At 47.0% G+C, this 19340-nt stretch carries 15 protein-coding genes; 11 read left to right on the top strand and 4 right to left on the bottom strand.

Features of this window, described 5'->3' with window-relative positions; translation table 11 throughout:
* Positions 1-2: 2 nt before the first annotated feature.
* Positions 3-1757, bottom strand: a complete 1755-nt coding sequence (locus tag RIE73_RS32100; protein WP_446405030.1) for a hypothetical protein — start codon at positions 1755-1757, stop codon at positions 3-5.
* Between the two features lie 101 nt (positions 1758-1858).
* Between RIE73_RS32100 and RIE73_RS32095 the strand changes: the two genes are divergently transcribed.
* Positions 1859-2554, top strand: coding sequence for a hypothetical protein (locus RIE73_RS32095; RefSeq protein ID WP_446405029.1), 696 nt, complete (start codon positions 1859-1861; stop codon positions 2552-2554).
* An 11-nt stretch (positions 2555-2565) separates the two neighbouring features.
* Here the strand turns inward: RIE73_RS32095 and RIE73_RS32090 are convergent, their stop codons facing one another.
* Entirely contained in the window at positions 2566-4935 is a 2370-nt protein-coding gene (locus RIE73_RS32090; RefSeq protein WP_446405028.1) for a hypothetical protein, read from the bottom strand.
* Positions 4936-5355: 420 nt separating this feature from the next.
* Between RIE73_RS32090 and RIE73_RS32085 the strand changes: the two genes are divergently transcribed.
* The 6 genes from RIE73_RS32085 to cobT all read left to right on the top strand — a co-directional run bounded on the left by RIE73_RS32085 (position 5356) and on the right by cobT (position 11572).
* Entirely contained in the window at positions 5356-6063 is a 708-nt protein-coding gene (locus tag RIE73_RS32085) for a Crp/Fnr family transcriptional regulator (protein WP_446405027.1), read from the top strand.
* 330 nt (positions 6064-6393) lie between these two features.
* Positions 6394-7605 carry an RRXRR domain-containing protein gene (locus tag RIE73_RS32080; protein WP_446405026.1) on the top strand — a complete coding sequence of 404 codons (1212 nt, stop codon included), beginning with the start codon at positions 6394-6396 and terminating at the stop codon, positions 7603-7605.
* A gap of 111 nt (positions 7606-7716) precedes the next feature.
* Positions 7717-8550 carry a DUF2232 domain-containing protein gene (locus RIE73_RS32075; protein ID WP_446405025.1) on the top strand — a complete coding sequence of 278 codons (834 nt, stop codon included), beginning with the start codon at positions 7717-7719 and terminating at the stop codon, positions 8548-8550.
* Between the two features lie 324 nt (positions 8551-8874).
* Complete coding sequence (locus RIE73_RS32070; protein ID WP_446405024.1) at positions 8875-9354, top strand: DUF4278 domain-containing protein; 480 nt, start codon at positions 8875-8877, stop codon at positions 9352-9354.
* A gap of 52 nt (positions 9355-9406) precedes the next feature.
* Positions 9407-10369, top strand: coding sequence for a cysteine synthase A (gene cysK / locus RIE73_RS32065; RefSeq protein WP_446405023.1), 963 nt, complete (start codon positions 9407-9409; stop codon positions 10367-10369).
* 48 nt (positions 10370-10417) lie between these two features.
* Complete coding sequence (cobT, locus tag RIE73_RS32060; protein WP_446405022.1) at positions 10418-11572, top strand: nicotinate mononucleotide-dependent phosphoribosyltransferase CobT; 1155 nt, start codon at positions 10418-10420, stop codon at positions 11570-11572.
* A gap of 290 nt (positions 11573-11862) precedes the next feature.
* Here cobT and RIE73_RS32055 read toward each other — a convergent pair whose 3' ends face one another.
* Positions 11863-12282, bottom strand: coding sequence for a hypothetical protein (locus tag RIE73_RS32055; RefSeq protein WP_446405021.1), 420 nt, complete (start codon positions 12280-12282; stop codon positions 11863-11865).
* 436 nt (positions 12283-12718) lie between these two features.
* Here RIE73_RS32055 and RIE73_RS32050 point away from each other — a divergent pair, with 436 nt between their 5' ends.
* Positions 12719-13918: an extracellular solute-binding protein gene (locus tag RIE73_RS32050; protein ID WP_446405020.1), complete on the top strand. Its 1200-nt coding sequence runs from the start codon at positions 12719-12721 to the stop codon at positions 13916-13918.
* Positions 13919-14290: 372 nt separating this feature from the next.
* On the opposite strand, the gene RIE73_RS32045 is transcribed toward RIE73_RS32050, so the two are convergent.
* Positions 14291-15076: a hypothetical protein gene (locus tag RIE73_RS32045; protein WP_446405019.1), complete on the bottom strand. Its 786-nt coding sequence runs from the start codon at positions 15074-15076 to the stop codon at positions 14291-14293.
* Positions 15077-15506: 430 nt separating this feature from the next.
* Between RIE73_RS32045 and zds the strand changes: the two genes are divergently transcribed.
* From zds to RIE73_RS32030, 3 genes are all read left to right on the top strand, one after another.
* Complete coding sequence (gene zds / locus RIE73_RS32040; protein WP_446405018.1) at positions 15507-16976, top strand: 9,9'-di-cis-zeta-carotene desaturase; 1470 nt, start codon at positions 15507-15509, stop codon at positions 16974-16976.
* A gap of 194 nt (positions 16977-17170) precedes the next feature.
* Positions 17171-17620: an SRPBCC family protein gene (locus RIE73_RS32035; RefSeq protein ID WP_446405017.1), complete on the top strand. Its 450-nt coding sequence runs from the start codon at positions 17171-17173 to the stop codon at positions 17618-17620.
* Positions 17621-18085: 465 nt separating this feature from the next.
* Positions 18086-19108 (top strand): acyltransferase family protein, encoded by a 1023-nt coding sequence (locus tag RIE73_RS32030; RefSeq protein ID WP_446405016.1) that lies wholly within the window; start codon positions 18086-18088, stop codon positions 19106-19108.
* The last annotated feature ends 232 nt before the right edge of the window (positions 19109-19340 follow it).

Raw genomic sequence — 19340 nt, 5'->3', positions numbered from 1 at the left:
TGCTAAAAATTAATAATTAAAGGCTCATCAAAGGTTTGAGACAGACTCGATCCCACAAGCTTAAGATATTGACGCAAACGTTCGTGTTGTGGGAAATTGGCACGATACAGCCGATCGCCTGTGGGCGAAAACAGGTTGACCTCAGCCAGATCAGCATCAGGAAAATCTGGGAGAGAAGCTGAAGAGAACCCCCGTAGGCGATCGCACTCAGGGATTAACCCTGACGGTAACTGACCGTGCAAAAACCCCAGTAACCGTTCATCACAGGCGACTGTATTGAGACCTTGACGTTCTAACCGTTGCCGAATCTCTGCCAGACTATAATCCCGAGTCGCTGATTCCTTCTCTGTTGAGGGAAATGCCTTCAGCAGTTCTGACAGCAGAAAGTAGTCACTATACTGTTGCTGGACACGATTAAAGACATGAGGATACAGGGAGAACCGGGCTAATCCGGTAGCGACCCACGTCTGGGGGCGTTCACTGTCTTGAATCAGTTTAGGGTTAGGCAATTTGTCCTGAAGCCACTGCTTAACTCGTTTGGACTTTACATTTCCTCCTGTGCAAATCGCTTGTCTGATCGCCTGTTGGGATTGTCCGGCTTGAATCAGCAGCTTGTTAACCTGTTGGTTGAGTTGTTCAATAAACGGTGTGATAATGGCACTATTAAACTCTTTTTGCTGCACCGTCCATTGATAGGTACCCAATTCCAGGGTAAATTCGGCTTTGTGTGACAAAATCAACTTCAAGTATTCCGCCGCTTTGAGTAGCGCCTGTCCTAAGGTCGAATGTTGTAACTCAAATAAAGCGCGATCGCGTCGTTTGGGGTCAGGTTGACCCGGTAAGGGTGGTTCTAAATCCTGGCTAAGATTCAGTTGGGCTAATTGCGCCTCAGACATCTGCGGGTAGATTAGCTGCCATATAATATCTTGATTAATCGCCTCACCTGCATAAGACCAACTTTGAAGATTAAAATCGGCGTAGGTTAATTGGCGGGGATTGTAAGGCAAATCCACTAATGCCAATTCCGTGGTGGTTGCGCCACTATCGATCACTAACGTCCAGCCCCGTCCAAGTGGAGTAGATTGAGGCGTCAAGGGGGGAGAGGCGGGTTCAGGTGTGGGAAAAGCGGCTAAGAGGGAGGCGATCGCATCTTCTAAGAAGACAATTTGTGGCGATTCCTTGACTAACTTGGCAGCCAATACTGCTTCTCGGACATTAATCTGGTAGGTATCGCCCCAATCGGCTGGATAACTGACAACGACACCTGCGAGTTGTGCTAAAGCGTCTGCTAGTACGTCTGATTCTAGACCCATCGCCCCTACTTGGAATGGCATCTTGGTGCGAATAGTCTCTGGGGTTAAAGTGGCTAACATTGCCTGTAAGGATCGCCGCACCCAATAGAGAGGAACCTGTCCATCGGGTAACACTAACATCGGTTCCCATTGACGACGTTCTGGGCAATAGTAAGGAATTGCCAACGGTAAATAGGGTTTAACCGTGGACACCGTTATTCCTGCTGCGTTTGCCAAGGTAGGACTGGCGCAGGTTTGTGTCGGTAGGCGAAACAGGCGATCGCCAGAATTGGGATTGGTGGTTGACGATTCCTGTTGCCAATATAAAGGGTAGTGCTGACCTGTGTTTTTGTTCAACACCACAGCCGACAGCCCGGTGGTGCTGAAGTCAATTCCCAGATACCAGAGAGTGTCACTGGTTTCCACCTCTAGTGAATTTGATGGTGATGGTCTTGACCTCTTCATAAAATCTTCACGACTGACTGCCAAAGGAGGGTGTATTTTTACTTATAGAGGACTTTAATTCCTTCAATAAGTTTTACTAATAATTTAGGATTAATTTTCCCATGGTTAGCGTCTATCATAAATTGATTCTCGGAGCTAGCACTACCGTCTTGGCAACAGTGACAAGTATTACTCCTGCCAATATTGCAGGTGCCGCCGCAATCTTCAGCGATTTTAACAGTTCACCTATTCTTGGCGGTGGAGAACAACAAGCTGGAGATGATTTTATCCTCAACGATGATTTCAATATCCAAGAAATCCGCTGGAGTGGCATATATTCTCCTGAGAGTACACCACCGATGAATGATAATTTTTCGCTGCGTATTTTCGAGTTTTCTGATGGTTCTCCTACAATTGAGCCTTTGTTGGATTTCAACAGGATCGATGTTACTCGTGTAAATAGCGGTAATATTCTCGGAATCAATACCTCCGGAGTCCGGCTGGAAATTTTCGATTATTCCGCCACTTTTGACATCTTGACACTAGAGGCTGGACAGTATCTATTATCTATTGTCAACGATACAGTTAACGAAGCTGACACATGGGGCTGGGTAGCGCCCCAATATGGTAATTCTTTCTTGCGTGGAGATGACAACATTAAATGGAATGAATTTAATTGGGAGTTTCAATTCACGATACATGGAGAACCCGAATCTAACGATGATGTCACCGCTGTTCCAGAACCTAGCTTGAGCCTGGGATTAAGCCTCTTGGGTCTATCTAGCTGGCTGGCGAAGAAAAAGTTAGTTTCAAATTGATCTCCAAAAAGCTACTGCTGATCCCTATTGTGTTCGCCATCCTCTAAAGACGTTTCTTGAGGTTGACTTACGGACTGTTGATCCGGAGTCACGGAGTCTTCCAAGACATATTCTTCTACCACATTGTCTGGCTCTAAGTCAATAGATTCCTCGAACCAATCATCAGCAATCTCCTCCAACTCTGCCGATGAGGACAATGAACTGTCCTCAGAGTCGGTTACAACGGGATCGGATGCGCCGGAGTCTCGGTCAGTTGGGGTAGTCTGTTGCCAATCTGGGAAGATAACATCTTCTTGGGATAGGTCATGGAGGGCAAACTCTTCCCAATCTTCTGCCAACAACTCCTCTGACATGGGCAACGACTCGATTGAGTCTAAATCGAAGTTTGGGGGTGGGACAATGCGATCGCCAGACGGGGAGGGCTGAGGAACAATATTTAGATAGTCTTCGGCTTCAAAGCTGTGTAGGTCTTCACTAAGCTGCTGGAAAGTACTTTGGTCTAGGCGAATCTCTTGACCGGAAAACTGTTGCGATTCATCCATAACCAGCAAATCTTCGTCGGGTGAAGCGGGAATATAGTGGTCATCAACGGAGGTAACGGAGGAATCGGTGTCTTCAGGGTGTTCCGAAAACCATTCTTCCTCACGAGTCGCCGCCATTGAGGGGATATCGGTTACGGGGGGGGAATAACTTAACCCCATTTCATCGAGTAAATCGGTTAGGGCGGTAATGGTTTTAACCTCTTGAGACTCGTCGAACTTTTCCGGGTGAGGAGAAGGGGCGGGTTCTGGGATTGTGACGACTTCTGACTCAACGGGGGTATCAGTGAGTGGCGTTTCAAATAGTAGGGTTTCCCACGAGAGTTGTTCCGGATTGATGCCTTCAACCCAAGATTCGGATGAACTCGGTTCCGCGGCGGGATCAGTGAATCCGTCAAATAGATAATCAGCAATTTCAACTGACACAGTTTCCTCTAAAGCGTGATCCGGGGATCGCACCTCTTGCCTGTCTGTGATTGATATTGCAGAGGTGTTCCCATCCGTCTCTTCGGCGGTATTTGCGGCAGGATGGGTATGGACGTCTGGGGCAGCGTCTGTGCCAAATAGAGTGTTATACAACTCATCAATTTCATGGTGGCGGTTTTCTACGACTTCCGTTTGATCGGCAACCTGGGGTTGTACGGGTTGCTTGGCGTCCGCCTGAGAGATGGGGGCAGATGGAGAGGATGGGGGTGGGGACTCTTGGGTATTATCGATGCCTAAGAGGAAATCTAGGTCGGGAAATTCTGTATCATTTGCTGAGATAGAAGTGTCCATATCCCAGCCAATTAAGGCGTCTAGGGGATTGTCTGCTAAAGGTTCTGTCTCCAGTTCTTCCGTCCATTGCTGATCGCCAATCTTAGACGGCAGTTGAGCCTGAGTTGGTGGAGATGGGGTTAAGGCGTTGGCAGATAGGGTCACATCGAATTCCGGCGGAGAAACGGGATCAATTCCCACGAAAATGCCTTCTTGTTTGGACATTGAGGAGGAGGAGGAGGAGGAGGTTGAACCCGGCATCGATGGGGATAATTCTGTCGCCTCTGACCAAGGTTGAGGGGATTGCATCAGAGTTGAGGTTTCTCGTCCCAATAGCTGGGCGAGGCGATTGACGAGGGTTGTAAATAATAACTCGCCTTGGTTGCTCAAGCGATGCATTTTGTCAAGCCCTTGAGACAAAGATTGCTGATATCCCTGTAGATCCCGATCGAGTGCCTCAAAGAGTGACCGTTGGTTGGCATCGAGATTGATCAACATGCGATCGCTCTCCCGTTGCAGTTGCTGCAGTTGTTCCAAGCGTTCTTGTGGCAACATCATTGTCGAGGCTGACGGCTCTGGTGATCCCGATGTCGATGCGGCGTTGAGCAGTTGGGCTTCCCAATTCAGTAAGACTTGAGCCAGTTGCTGGGTCAGGCGTTCGGTTGACTGATGAATTAAATCCTGAGCAAATTCTGGCAGAGGTGGCGCTTGGGTTCCTCCGTTAGCGGTGACGGTATTGTGTAATTGCTGTTTCTTCTGCTCTAGGCGCTGAATATCTTGAGTCAAGGACTCTCGCTGTTGACGTAAGGCTGACAATTCAGCCTGCAAGGGTTCTGTCACCTGTTGGCGGATACTCTGCATTTCTTGGGCAACCGCCTGCACAATCGGTTGTACGGATGATTCCTGGGGGGGCGACATTGCCATGTCTTCCTGCTGTATCGACAGCAAATAACGACGCACCCGTTCCAGGATTTCGCGATCGCGGGCTAAATCATTGGGTTTAGACCAAGGTAAACGGGAGCCAAACTTGGCAAGGAGGCTGTCAATATCAGCAATCAGCGATTGAATTTTCTTCTGTTTAGTCACGGTGGAACGCCTGACAACTTATGTTCACGCTTCGCAGAAGTCATGGTGAGTCTGTCCTTATAATAAACGTATTCTGGCTTACCCATATCCTCTCAAGTCCTCATGGCTGGCATCTGAATGGTGAAATCCCCCTCAATATGCAGCATAATAGCTTTGTACCAATCTCCGGCTGGATTAACTCTAATCTCCGATAGGATTAGACTGGAAGGCACTTCCAGGGAGTATAGCGCCGTTCATCGATCAGGACATGAGTCCCTTGTCTCTGCCATTATGGTGGGTCTAGATAGGGTGATGAGGGGCGCTTGTACCACAATGACTCTAATCCTGGGTCTGTTGTGGAACAGGAGGGAACCTGCTCAAGTTTTTGAGGATAACAAATCGCCGTACTTGTCCACGGCATATACAATGTGGTTTGGCTTCATGGATGATCGATACAGCTCACACGAAATGAACTCTAATGTTAATGAGTTGATTCGCACAGCTCCTTTATTTTCTGGCTTGCCAGACGCTAGTGTGAATCAAGCAACTGCTCATGTGGTTACTCGCAGCCACCCAAAAGACCGAGTTATTTTACTAGAAAATGACTGGGGTGGCTCGGTTTACTTCATTTTGGAGGGCTGGGCAAAGATTCGTACCTACAACCTGGAAGGGAAAGAGGTGACGCTCAACATCTTAGGGAAGGGGGAAATTTTTGGCGAAATGGCGGCGCTGGATGAGGTGCCTCGTTCTACCGATGTAATTACCTTAACGCCTACGACGATTGGCAGTATACCTGCTCAGGATTTTATCCAGCTTATTCATGATGAACCGCTAGCCGGGGTTCGTTTGTCTCAGCTTATGGCAAAGCGCTTGCGCCAAGTGAATCGCCGTTTGCGCCTGAGAGAGTCGGATAGTACGTCGCGAGTGGCAGACACGCTTTTATTTTTGGCAGAGGGTCAGGGTAAAGTCAAACAGCAAGGCACTGAGATTCCTAACTTACCTCATCGCGAGTTGAGTAGTTTGAGTGGATTAGCACGGGAGACAGTGACGCGGGTGTTGACGAAGCTGGAAAAAAAAGGCTTGATTAAGCGAGAACACGATATTATGTTTATCCCAGATCTGGCGGCATTAGAACGGATTATTGCTTAGAAATGTTATTTGTCTTATGTCCTTTGTCATTGGTCAGGTTTGAGGCAGATTTACCTCCGTAAGGGGATCAGGCGATCATGTCGAGGTGAAAGGGGCGTTAAAGTGGAGGTTCATGAACCGCGCCTTACTTCGTGAAGACGCGGATTGGCAGAGGGAACCTGCCAGGAAGTCATGAATAGGGCGTGAGTTGGTAGGGGATAACCACTTCCGAACGCTTCTCTAGTTCGGCTTAAATGTAGGTTCAGGAATCTCTGAGAACTGGGTAAGTCCAGGACACACCCCTACCAATGCCTCAAGAGACGTAAACATTTACACGAGTGGATTATATCTATGAATCGTGTCCCAGTAGTTAGCAAAGAAGGAAAACCTTTAATGCCCACCAAACCATCCAGGGCTAGACGGTGGGTGAATGTTGGTAAGGCAGTGGGGAAGTGGTCAGACCTTGACGTCTATTACGTCCAGCTCATCACACCACCATCGGCTGAGGACGTGCAACCCATTACCGTTGGAGTCGATCCGGGTAAGTCTTATTCCGGTGTCGGTGTCCAGTCGGCTAAATATACCCTACTACAACTACACCTGATCCTTCCGTTTGGGCGAGTCAAGAAACGGATGGAAACCCGCGCCATGCTGCGACGGTCACGGCGATCTCGGCGGATTAACCGATATGTCCCATTCAATCAACGTAACCATCGGCAATGCAGGTTTGACAATCGCAAAGGTCACAAAATACCCCCATCCATCAAAGCTTCTCGACAGTTGGAGTTACGGGTAGTCAAAGAATTGGCGGCTATCTTCCCGGTGGCGGCGATTGGGTATGAGAGGGTCAGAGCCGACATAGACAAAACCCAACGTAAGCGTGCCAAGTCGGGTAAGGGGTTCTCTCCGGTCATGGTGGGTCAGGATTGGGCAATATCCCAGATGGAAAAAATCGCCCTTCGACAAGACTTCGGCGTGAGCGCTCAGTCGAACGCTCAGGGTATCACCCCTGTCTATATCCGGCACGGCTGGCAAAAGGATGGGAATGGTACATCTCAGCTCCGAACCCAACTAGGGTTAGAGAAGGACTTGGTTAACAAGTCCATAGCCAAACCGGAAACCCACGCGGTTGATGGGGTGACACTGGCTTGTGGGTATTTTGTCAAATATGTCCCGTTTACTGGCTCTAACTCCCACGGTTACACCCGCCATCGTAGCGTTACCGTGACCCCTTCCCCATTTAAAATCATCACCCGTCCTGGCGCGGTGAAGCGGGGGAAAGAGTATGGCTTTTTCCGCCGCCAATTACATTTTGAAGTCCCGGATAAGTCGGGGGTCAGAAAGCGTAAGGGTGGGACGATTACCCCCTTTGGAGTGAGGATTGGTGATTTGGTTAGAGCCGAAAAAGCTGGGAAAGTTTACATTGGCTACGTCAGCGGGTTTACCGATACCAAAAAGACCAAAAATATTTCCGTTTGCGACTACACCTGGAAGCGTATCGGGCAATTTGCTCCTAGTAAAGTTGAGTTAATCAGGAGAAATAATGGCTTATGCGTAGCGTAAAAAAAGTTGGATGCCTCCATTCTTCCGGCATCCCGCTATCCCTCCTCGCCCTACGAGAGTTGAGGGCGAGGATTCCCGCGATTTTGTTGATTAAGTGTTGATAAAAGCTGAATGAGCGATTCTTTTGAGGATGCCCAAGCGCCTCGCCCTAATCCCGATCAGAATACTGAATCCTCCTCGAAGGACTCAGAAAATGTCAATGACGAATGGGATTTGGTGGAGGAACTAGAACCAGAGACGGAACCATCCACCAATGCTAGACCTGAAAGGCAAACGCCTAATCAGGGCAGAAATTCGGCGAGTCCCCAACAGCAGGCACAACAGCGACAATTCAATACCACTGTCGTCATGGTGGAAACGGCGTTCCTCGCCAGTACAGCGAGTTTGATTTGGCTAATTAATTATTATTTTCCCCTCGGTCCAGTCTTGAAGATGTTTTTCCCGGTGCCAATCGCCTTGGTGTACATGCGTCGGGGAAATCGAGCCTCTTGGATGGCGGCACTGGTTTCAGGGTTATTGCTGTCGGTGCTACAAGGACCAACCCGCAGTATCCTGTTTTTGATTCCCTACGGTTTGATGGGCGTTCAGTTGGGCGCGTTGTGGAAACGTCAAGCGAATTGGTTATTTTCGATTGGGATTGGTACGCTACTGGGAACTTTGGGATTCTTTTTTCGCTTTTGGTTGCTCTCGATTCTTCTGAGTGAGGATCTGTGGGTTTATGTGATGACTCAAATTACCGAATTAGTGGAATGGGGGTTTGTCAAGCTGGGTTTACTCGCGCAACCCAGTTTAACGTTAATTCAAGCTGTGGCAATTGTGGCAATTGTGGTCAATAATGCCATTTATTTATTTGTGGTTCATCTGGTCGCATTACTCATCTTTGATCGCCTGAAAAATCCCATTCCTCGCCCGCCTCAGTGGGTACAAGTTTTGCTGGATTATTGAAATAAGTGGGTGGACACAATTAAAGTTAACGGTTGAAATGAGGGAACAGGGAACGGGGAATAGGGAACAGCAAGGGTTTGAGGGTGATTTACTTGCACTTGATACAGTACCGTTTTCTTTTGTCCGACTACATGAATCAACGGCTGACAAATAACGTAGCTGGCTTGGCGCTCCCTTGAGTATGACGTAGTTTACTTCTCAAGGGAGCGAGTATGACAAATGACGTATTTGTCAATATTGCTACAGCATAACTGACTCTCCTATTGATACATACGTTGGTAATTCGCTAAAATAACGAATTAAGTAGGTTACAGGTCACTAGATATGTCTTTATTTTTTATCATTCCCTTGGGGATTTTTATCGTCACTGCGTATCTTTTTAAACTATTGGCTAATGAAATGGCTTATCTTGCCGCTGCTATTGCTTTAGTTAGCTTAGTTGTAACGTTATGTTTAGCACCCTGGCAAATTCAATTATTGCTGCTAGCATTAGTCATTTTCAGCAATCATAGACGCAGTTCTTCATCGTCTCAGCCCGTCACAGAGTCGTCATTGCCAGATGAGCATAACGTTAAGCTGGTTTATCGAGGCGTTAACTATGACCTAACCCCTGCCCAGGTTGAGGTCACGGAAGATGAGGTGATCGGCAAATATCGGGGTCAGGCTTTGAGAGTTCACCATTTGGTGAAACCTCCAGCTACGTCAACTATCTTACCCTTGAAATATCGAGGGGTTAGCGTTAGCGATCACAAAGCATTAATACCTGTGGTTAAAGAAGAGAAGTTAACTCACACAAAACAGTAACGGGATAGGATAGATTAACTCTGAAGTGACAAGTCGTTGATCAGGAGAAACTATGCGGATTGCTCATAATATCACAGAAGTAATTGGTCACACTCCCCTAATTCAGCTCAACCGGATTCCTCAAGCCGAGGGATGTGTAGGACGAATTGTGGTGAAACTGGAGGGAATGAACCCTGCCGCTTCTGTGAAAGATCGCATCGGGATGAGTATGATTCAGGCAGCAGAAGAAGCGGGTCAGATTCATCCGGGAAAAACGGTGTTAGTGGAACCGACATCGGGGAATACAGGTATTGCCCTAGCGATGGTAGCCGCCGCTAAAGGATATCAGCTAATCTTGACGATGCCCGATACGATGAGCATGGAACGGCGATCTATGCTGAAAGCGTATGGAGCCAAACTAGAGCTGACACCCGGAAGCGAAGGGATGAAAGGAGCAATTCGCAGAGCCAACGAAATTACCGAAAATACTCCGGAAGCCTTTATGCTGCAACAGTTTCAGAATCCAGCCAATCCCAAAATCCATCGAGAGACGACGGCTGAAGAAATTTGGGCAGATACTGAGGGTCAGGTCGATATTTTGATTTCTGGTGTTGGCACCGGTGGTACGATTACGGGTATTGCCGAAGTGCTTAAGCAACGTAAACCCGATTTTACCGCGATCGCCGTAGAACCCACCAGTAGTCCAGTTCTCTCTGGCGGACAAGCCGGACCCCATAAGATTCAAGGAATTGGTGCTGGCTTCGTCCCTCAAGTTTTGCGTACAGACCTGATTGATGAAGTGGTTCAAGTCAGTGATGAAGATGCCATAACCTTTGGTCGCCGTTTGGCACGAGAAGAAGGATTATTATCGGGAATCTCCTCCGGTGCCGCTTTATGTGCTGCGATTCAGGTGGCGAAACGTCCAGAAAATGCGGGTAAGCTAATTGTTATGGTACAGCCCAGTTTTGGCGAACGCTATTTGAGTACACCTTTGTTCCGAGAACTGGATCAATCGGAAACACCTGTCCTAGTTTAATGGTCATTCGTCATTTGTCCTTTGTCATTTGTCAAGAGTCCTTTGTAATTGATCCGAATCTATACCCAGTTCATTCAAGGAAATCAATGGTTGCAGCAGTATCGGGGACAACCGCCCCTACTCGCTTGCATTTTAGGATTTACAGAAACAGGGTTGATCCCCGGCATTTCTGCGGCTGGGGCAACTCCAGAGGATCGGAAGTATACTGCGATCGCGGATGCTGAATTCTTAGTTAATGGTTTTAGCCCCAATCCTCAGTATCCTCTACCTCCCTTGGATGCTGGGGCATCCCCTGTGCTGATTTCTCGTGCTGTTGTTGAGGCTTGTCAGCTTCCCGTTTATCTATTTAATGCGGGTTTACCTCAACCGCCTGCTGTTCCCGCCATAAATTTAGGGGGGTTACCCGCTGACTGTTTAACCACCGGAAAAGCCTTGCCCATCAGTACCGTCAAACAGCTATTTGAGCAAGGCTTAACTTGGGGTCAAAAGCTAGCAACCATTACCCCAAGCGGATATGTGATGATTGCTGAATGTGTTGTTGGCGGCACCACAACGGCTTTGAGTGTGCTAACAGGGTTAGGTATTGCCGCCATAGGTAAAGTCAATAGCAGCCATCCGCACTGTAATCATCGCCAAAAAGCAGAAATTGTGCGGATGGGACTACAACAGGCTGGTTGGGAAACAAAACTGGCAGAATTCATTGATCCCTTCGAGTTAGTCGCCGCCGTAGGTGATCCCATGCAAATTACAGCCGCCGGAATGGTGATTGGCGCAAGTCAAAGTGTTGGTGTTTTGTTAGCTGGAGGGACGCAAATGCTAGCAGTTTATGCACTAGCACGGGCGTTGGCGTCGATTCAAGCTTGTAGAGGCGTGCCATGGCACGTCTGGGAAGCTTATCGTCGTAGTCTGGATTCCTTCGCATGGCAACCTAAGCAGGTAGTTGTCGGTACAACTCGCTGGGTGGCAGATGATCCCACGGGTGATACTGTGGGATTAGCCCGGTCAGTTGGCGATGTTCCACTTTTGGCAACCGATTTAAGTTTTACCCAGTCAAGTTATCCACAGCTACGGGCTTACGAACAAGGATATGTCAAAGAAGGTGTCGGTGCGGGAGGATGTGCGATCGCATCCCATCTTTACCACGGATGGAATACGACTCGATTACTCCAAGCCATTGAAGCACTGCTGGCTCAACACCATTAAGTGGGTGGACACAATTAAAGTTAACGGTTGAGATTAGGGAACAGGGAACAGGGAACAGGGAACAGGGAACAGGGAACAGGGAACAGGGAACAGGGAACAGTAAGGGTTTGAGGGTGATTTACTTGCACTTAATACAGTATCGTTTTTTTTGTCCGACTACTTAAAGGTTATTTGTCATTTGTCATTCGTCATTTGTTGATTGTTGATAGTTTATTGTTCAACCTCTATCTCCCCCAGCTCCCCCTGCTTCCCCTGCTCCCCCAGCTCCCCCTGCTCCCCCATCACCTTCGTCAAGAGTGAATGCGACGGGCGAGAAGCTGTTCTTCTAACGCCGCAATGCGATTGTAAGCAGCGGTCAATTGGGCTGTGAGACGTTGCACTTGCACATCAGCAGACAAGGGATTCTCTGGATTAGGATTTCTGTTGTGATGTGTATGAAATTGAGCGACTTCACCCGTATCCTCAATCAGGATATCTTGATGTTCCGTTACAGAGTCAAGCAGTTGGGGATTCGCATAGACGGGGATGTCATTCACCTTAGCAGTTGATGCCTGTAGCTCAGACTCTACAGTGGGCATCGGCTCGACTTCAGGTAGACACTGGGAAACTTTGTGGTTGAGTTGCTCAATACTTTGATATATGGCATCAACTTTATGATTTAGGGCGCTGATTTGTTGTTGAACTGTATCCATCTGATTACCAATTTCCATAACGAGTTCTATTTCATGCTAGTCAATTTACACTCAAAGGCTACCTTCCTGCGGATTCATTTAACGATTTGAGACAATTCATACCCCGATATCCTGCTAATTGTTCATAGCGCACAAGTTTCAACCATTGAGTCAAGCCCCAAAATGATTTATCTGGGGCTTTTATCGCCTTTTTTCCCAGATTTTCCCTTTATCTTCCTGCAATGTCACCGATCTAACTATTTAAGGTTTTATTTACAATTGCGTCTTCAACGTGTTCGCACTCTGGATAAGTTCCCCGATTTGCCCAACGAGTCACGGGTCACTGGTCACTTGTGTAGCAGATGGATTATTTGACTGTCAGTTTCAAAGAACACAAAAAGTATGAAATTATGTTAGTTTGTGGGAAGACCGCGCATACAACCTAGTATTTTTACTCAATTGAGCAGATTTTGGGATGAAACGACGCTCCTTTCTCATGGGCGCTAGCGCCCTAGCACTGGGGCAATTGGCGTCTGGGTGTGGCAATAGACAGTCAACGGCTTTGAATGTAGGACTGTTGCAAGATTCAATTCCAGTGCAGCTAGTGGCTGAATTTCGTCGAACCCTGGAGTCACCCGTAAGACTCAAGTTTGATCCACAAGCCCAGCTTAAGGATATATACCAGAATCTTCGGGTATGGAAACAACAAGCAGAAAACCCCGAATCCTCCCAGGGGTTTTCCCTTCCTCTGATTAGTCGCAAACCTCCTGCGATCGCCAATTTGGTCACACTAGGAGATTATTGGCTAGAATCTGCTATCCAGCAACAACTGATTCAACCCCTAGACCTGTCAACATTACCAGGATGGCAAAACCTACCCCCACGTTGGCAAGGGATTGTCAGACGCAATCGCCAAGGACAACTTGATGAATCAGGATTAATCTGGGGCGCACCCTATCGCTGGGGGACAGTTGTTATCGCCTATCGCCGGGATAAGTTTGAGGAATTAGGGTGGACACCGACAGATTGGAGTGACTTGTGGCGTCCAGAATTACGCGATCGCATTTCGTTACTCGATAGTCCGCGACAGGTGATTGGGTTGACCTTGAAAAAATTAGGATTTTCCTATAACACCAAAAATTTGAGTCAAGTCCCTAATCTGAAAACTGAACTCTTAGACCTGCATAAACAGGTTAAACTCTACAGTTCAAATCACTATCTAGAACCTTTAGTGTTAGGCGATACCTGGTTAGCCGTGGGTTGGTCTACGGATATCCTATCCCTGCGGGGACGCGATCGCCAAATTCAAGCCGTCTTTCCTCGTTCAGGAACCTCTCTTTGGGCAGATGTGTGGGTACAACCTGCTATGAAAAAGACGGCGGCTGAATCACCAACACCAGACCAAGAAATGCTCACATCACTAAGCCAGCAATGGATTGATTTTTGCTGGCGACAACAATCCGCGATCGATATTTCGTTATTAAGTGATGCGGCTTCACCAATACTGGTTACCCTAAATCCGGCTACGTTACCTGACTCACTGCGACAGAGTTCGGTACTCTTACCCGAACCTTCTATACTTGAAGCCAGTGAATTTCTATATCCCTTACCCCCAGAAGCCATTGACCAATACCTAGAACTGTGGCAAGAAATTCGCACAATGCAATTTGTTTAGACTTAAACCCTCAACTAAAGTTGGGGCTAAAAGCTGAAACCCGTTGAAACGGGTTCAAAGAAAAGGTATCCCTAGTAAGCTCGATTCTTCCTTTAGCTTTGACGCGGTAAGTAGGTAAGGACAATAAAAGTTAACGGCGGAGTTTGTCATACCAAATCCGGGTTAGCTACCCCCGTTATAACCTAGTCCAGTGGGGGAATGGGCGGGTTTTGTTGTTCATTGATTGGTGGGGAGGGCGGGTTTTGTTGTTCCGTTCGTGGTGACTAGCTGACTTTAGTCCCTAAACCCGCCCCTACATCTAATTTTTCTGCCCTAAATGCCTTGGCAAATAAATTACGCAAATTTATTGTTTTTGTCCAAAGTCCAATCAATTTAGAATCCCAGTTTCTGGTAATGACGCTTGAGGAGACGCTGAGCCGCATCCACGGAAATATTCACGGGTTCAAAGGCTTTAGCATCGAATCGGTTCGTGCTAATTGTCATCAATTGCCAATTGCCTTGCTCGTGCTGGAGAAGGGCATTTCCACAAAGCTCTTCCATCGCCCAGGTTACAATTGCATAAGGTTCATCAATGGTGATTTCTAAAAACCGAACATTGTCATACCATTTATCCCAGTCATTCAGCAGCTTTTTTTCTAACGTATCTTTGCTCTCGTTAATGGCAAGTTGCTGATGATTGGTCAGAATTGGTGCTTTAACTAACAAAACTGTTAGCAAATTTAAGTGAATATTTAAATGATAAATCATCGCCCCCAAACGGCGAATCGCATAAACTAAATTTTCATCGACATGCTTGAGATCACTCTGATCATGGCTTTGTTGCAGTTTATTGCGGCGCTCCAGGAAATGATTATAATCTTCAACTAACCCGAATATGCTTGTTGTCTTGCTGTCAAGCATGTAGAGAACATATTCATCCACCAGTAAATGTTGAGGCGGAATTTTATAAATAATTTTTTTTAATTGGTCTACATTGATTGGCTCAATCTGGCTCTTCTCAAAGGCTTGAATGCTGCGATGATTGAGTAAGCTCAGTTCATTGCGAATGACTTGATCTGCTTTACGAAGCTTCAAAAAAATTGTATCGACTTCAACCGCTAAGGAAGATAATAATACTTTCTCTTCCTCTCTTTTAAGTTCTTTGTTGTTCAAACACATTTGAGTTGCAATAAGAATGATTGAGCAAAAACAGTGACATGAAAACTGCTATTGCCTGTCGGCTTGGTTAGGATTAGGCTCACGTCTAAGACCCTAACTCGGTAGAAGGACTTTGACTGGTGTTTTACCTTTGATTAGCAACCCTGATGTTCTAATTGAGTAACCTTGCCTGCTTTCTCTTTGGCGAGATATTCGCGTTACCCAATTTTTGTAGACTGGTAAGTCTGTAATACGTAATGTATAACATGTAAGACACTCTGTACATTCTAATTCCTATTGGCTGACATCAGCAAGTCGGTTTAGCCAACTTTATCAAGATTTCATCCCCGCAAACCAAACTGGGATCAACGGCGATCGCAAGCCGATAAGCTGCATCTGGAACCCAAATTCTATTACAATCTGTAAAGAAAACTGAAAAGGAACAGGCTCAATGCGCGTTGCGATTGTTGGGGCAGGACTTGCCGGAATGGCGACGGCTGTAGAATTAGTCGATGCCGGACATGAAGTCGAAATCTTTGAATCCCGTCCATTCGTGGGCGGCAAAGTGGGCAGTTGGGTAGACGCCGAGGGTAATCACATCGAGATGGGGTTGCACGTCTTTTTCGGCTGCTACTACAACTTGTTTGACTTGATGCAAAAGGTAGGGGCATTGGAAAACCTACGTCTCAAGGAACATACTCATACCTTTATTAATCGGGGTGGGCGCACGGGGGCGCTAGACTTTCGCTTTATCACCGGAGCGCCGTTTAACGGACTCAAAGCCTTTTTCACCACCTCCCAGCTATCACCTCAGGATAAGCTACAAAACGCGATCGCACTCGGAACCAGTCCCCTAGTACGCGGCTTGATCGACTTTGACGGGGCAATGCAAACGATTCGCGACTTAGACAAAATTAGCTTTGCCGACTGGTTCCGTAAGCATGGGGGATCTAACGGCAGTTTAAAGCGGATGTGGAATCCTATCGCCTACGCCCTCGGTTTTATCGATACCGAGAATATCTCTGCCCGTTGCATGTTGACAATCTTCCAGTTCTTTGCCGCGAAAACAGAAGCCTCAGTTCTGAGGATGCTGGAAGGTTCACCGAATGAATACTTACATCAACCGATTATCAATTACCTGGAAGCACGAGGAGCAAAAATTTATACCAGGCGACGGGTGAGAGAAATCCTCTACACCGAGACAGGAGACTCAGCTAACGTGACAGGTTTAGTCATCGCCCAAGGTGAAAGCGAAGAAACCATTACCGCTGATGCCTACGTTTGCGCCGCTGATGTGCCAGGAGTGCAGCGTCTGCTGCCAGAATCCTGGCGCAAATGGTCAGAGTTTGACAATCTCTACCAGTTGGATACCGTACCTGTCGCCACCGTACAACTGCGGTTTGATGGCTGGGTGACAGAACTCCATGATGCTCAAAAAAGGAAGCAACTCGCACAAGCGACGGGGATGGATAATCTCCTCTATACTCCCGATGCAGACTTCTCCTGCTTTGCTGACTTAGCCTTAACCAGTCCCGGTGACTATTACAAAGAAGGACAAGGGTCACTGTTGCAATTAGTCCTAACCCCCGGTGATCCATTTATCCGGCAAAATAATGAATCCATCGCCCACCATGTCCTCCAGCAAGTCCACGACCTCTTCCCCTCTTCGCGGGAATTGAACATGACCTGGTACAGTGTGATTAAATTAGCTCAATCGCTTTACCGAGAAGCTCCAGGAATGGACCCCTATCGTCCTAACCAAAAAACCCCAGTGAGCAACTTCTTCTTGGCAGGGAGCTACACCCAACAAGATTACATCGATAGTATGGAAGGCGCGACTCTATCCGGACGGCGTGCGGCTAAAGCGATTCTAGAACATGCTCAACAAGCTGTAGAACCAACCCTGGTTACTACAAGTTAAACGATATCTGAAAACCAGGAAATTCGGAGTGTAGGGGCGGGTTTGACCGATAACATTCTGGAAACAACCAATAACGTGACTAAACCCGCCCTTATAGGAAAACAGCAAGAGAAAAACTACTATCTTTGACTGCAACTTACATGACCTGTTTCCTGTTCCCTGTTCCCCGTTCCCTGTTCCCTGTTCCCTGACAAATGACAAATAACTCTGACTGGCTAGAACACAGTGTACAAGTTGAAGTCGAGGTGCCAATGGAAACTGTTTGGAGCCTCTGGTCTGATTTAGAACAAATGCCTCGCTGGATGAAGTGGATTGACTCAGTACAAGTCCTGGAAGATAATCCAGATTTATCCCGTTGGAAACTCGCCAGCAGTGGCTTTGAATTTAGCTGGATCTCTCGCATTCTGAAATTAGTACCCCATCAGATTATTCAGTGGGAATCTGTTGATGGTTTACCGAATCGGGGTGCAGTGCGCTTTTACGATCGCCACGGCAGTAGTGTGGTTAAACTTACGGTAGCTTACGACATTCCTGGCATTTTGGGTAAGTTGATGGATGGTTTATTTTTAGGTCGAATTGTCGAGTCTACGATTCAAGCCGATTTAGAGCGATTTCGGGACTATGCGCTTAAAATCCAAACTTAAGAACGTTGATTGTTGAGCAAGAGGAGGCGATTGAAATCGCTGCTACACAAACAAAGTCCGCCTGCGCGGACTGGGTTATAACGGGGTAGCGTTACCCGGATTGGGTATCACTCCTCGTTCCTGATTAACCATCTGTTTAGATCTGTTAAAATCTAACCTAAATCCAAAAATGTTTAATTTTCAGTATAATTAAACATTCCCATAGATATAGCGCTACGCATACACGTTAGGACAAAAGAAAAAAAATTTAAATCGCTCAATCCCTTGTCAGGTAAGTGTTTTTCTTCAAAGAAAGCCCATTGCCTATTGCAAGAAAGCCTAGCGCGTAGCGCTATATAGCGCTTTCCCAGCCTGTGAGGTACATCTAAATGGAGGGGCAATGTAGGGGCGCAAAGCTTGCGCCCTTAACGATGTATCACATCAAACCGGAAATTGCTATATGCACCCTGAGTTGAGGATTGGCTGATGGCTAATAACTCTAGACAGATCCAAACTCCATTAGCTACAAAACAGCGGGTGCAATGGGTTGATTATGCCAAGGGAATCGGAATATTTTTAGTCGTTTTTGGTCATACGCTCCGAGGTTTAGTTAATAGCTCAATCCTTGATACTTCAATGATAGTTGTCTCGATTGATCAGTGGATTTATTCCTTTCACATGCCACTATTCTTTTACCTTTCAGGATTGTTTATTGAGCGTTCAGCCTCCAAACCGCTAAGAAAGTTTGTCGTCAGTAAGCTCAAAGTTATCGCCTACCCCTACTTGGTCTGGTCGGTGCTTCAGACTGTTCTGCAGGCTATAGCATCGAGTTATACCAATAGTTCAGTTTCCTTGGGTAACTTGTGGCGAATTATCTACCAACCCGTGATGCAATATTGGTTTCTCTACACTTTGTTTGTCATCATGGTGGTCTACGCAATTGTCCGCAAATTCAATGTTTCTTCCAGAGTATTTTTAATTTTGGCGATTTTGTTTTACTTGACGCAAATTGTTGATGTTGGCTTGGGTTCGTGGAGGGTTTTATATTCAGTCCGCCGCTATGCTATCTACCTCGCTTTGGGGGCGGTAGTAGGCAGTAGTCGATTCATGTCACAGTTGAGTCAATGGAAAACCCAAACTTTGCTCATGGTTACAATTGCTGGATTTTGTGCTGTGGGATTAGCGGTTGGGTTCAATTTGATGGCGGTCAAATTACTGACGCCTATAGTGGCTATCTTTGGCATCGCCGCCTCAATTGCTTTGGCGATTCTCCTGGATCGGTTTAATAGAATTGAGTTTGTGAAACAGTGGGGAAGGTTGTCGCTAGAAATATTCGTGGCTCATACAATCGCTTCGGCATCACTACGAATTTTCCTCCAATATGTTTTCGGGTTTACCAATCCGATCGCGCACCTTATCCTTGGCACAGCCCTAGGTATTTATGCGCCGATCGCACTGTATCGGATTTGCCAACCAAGTCGGCTTCGATATATGTTTCGCCTCGTTTAATACCTGTTGTGCCGTTCGCCCGGTATCTGAGTCAAGACTATTTTCTCAAAACTCAATCACGATCGAGACTGATGAATTTTCATCGCTTTTCTCGTGAGACCCCGCATGAGCGCGAAGCAATGCGGGGAGGAATAGAGGTCAAACCGTGCCGCTCGACGCGGTGAGGTTTGACAGTCCAGGTATAGGCACGACGATTAGCCCCGTGCTTCGCTGCAACAACTGGACTTTTTTA

The sequence above is a fragment of the Coleofasciculus sp. C1-SOL-03 genome, from assembly GCF_040220555.1.
GTDB lineage: Bacteria > Cyanobacteriota > Cyanobacteriia > Cyanobacteriales > Coleofasciculaceae > Coleofasciculus.
This window is presented reverse-complemented; position numbering and strand designations above follow the sequence as displayed.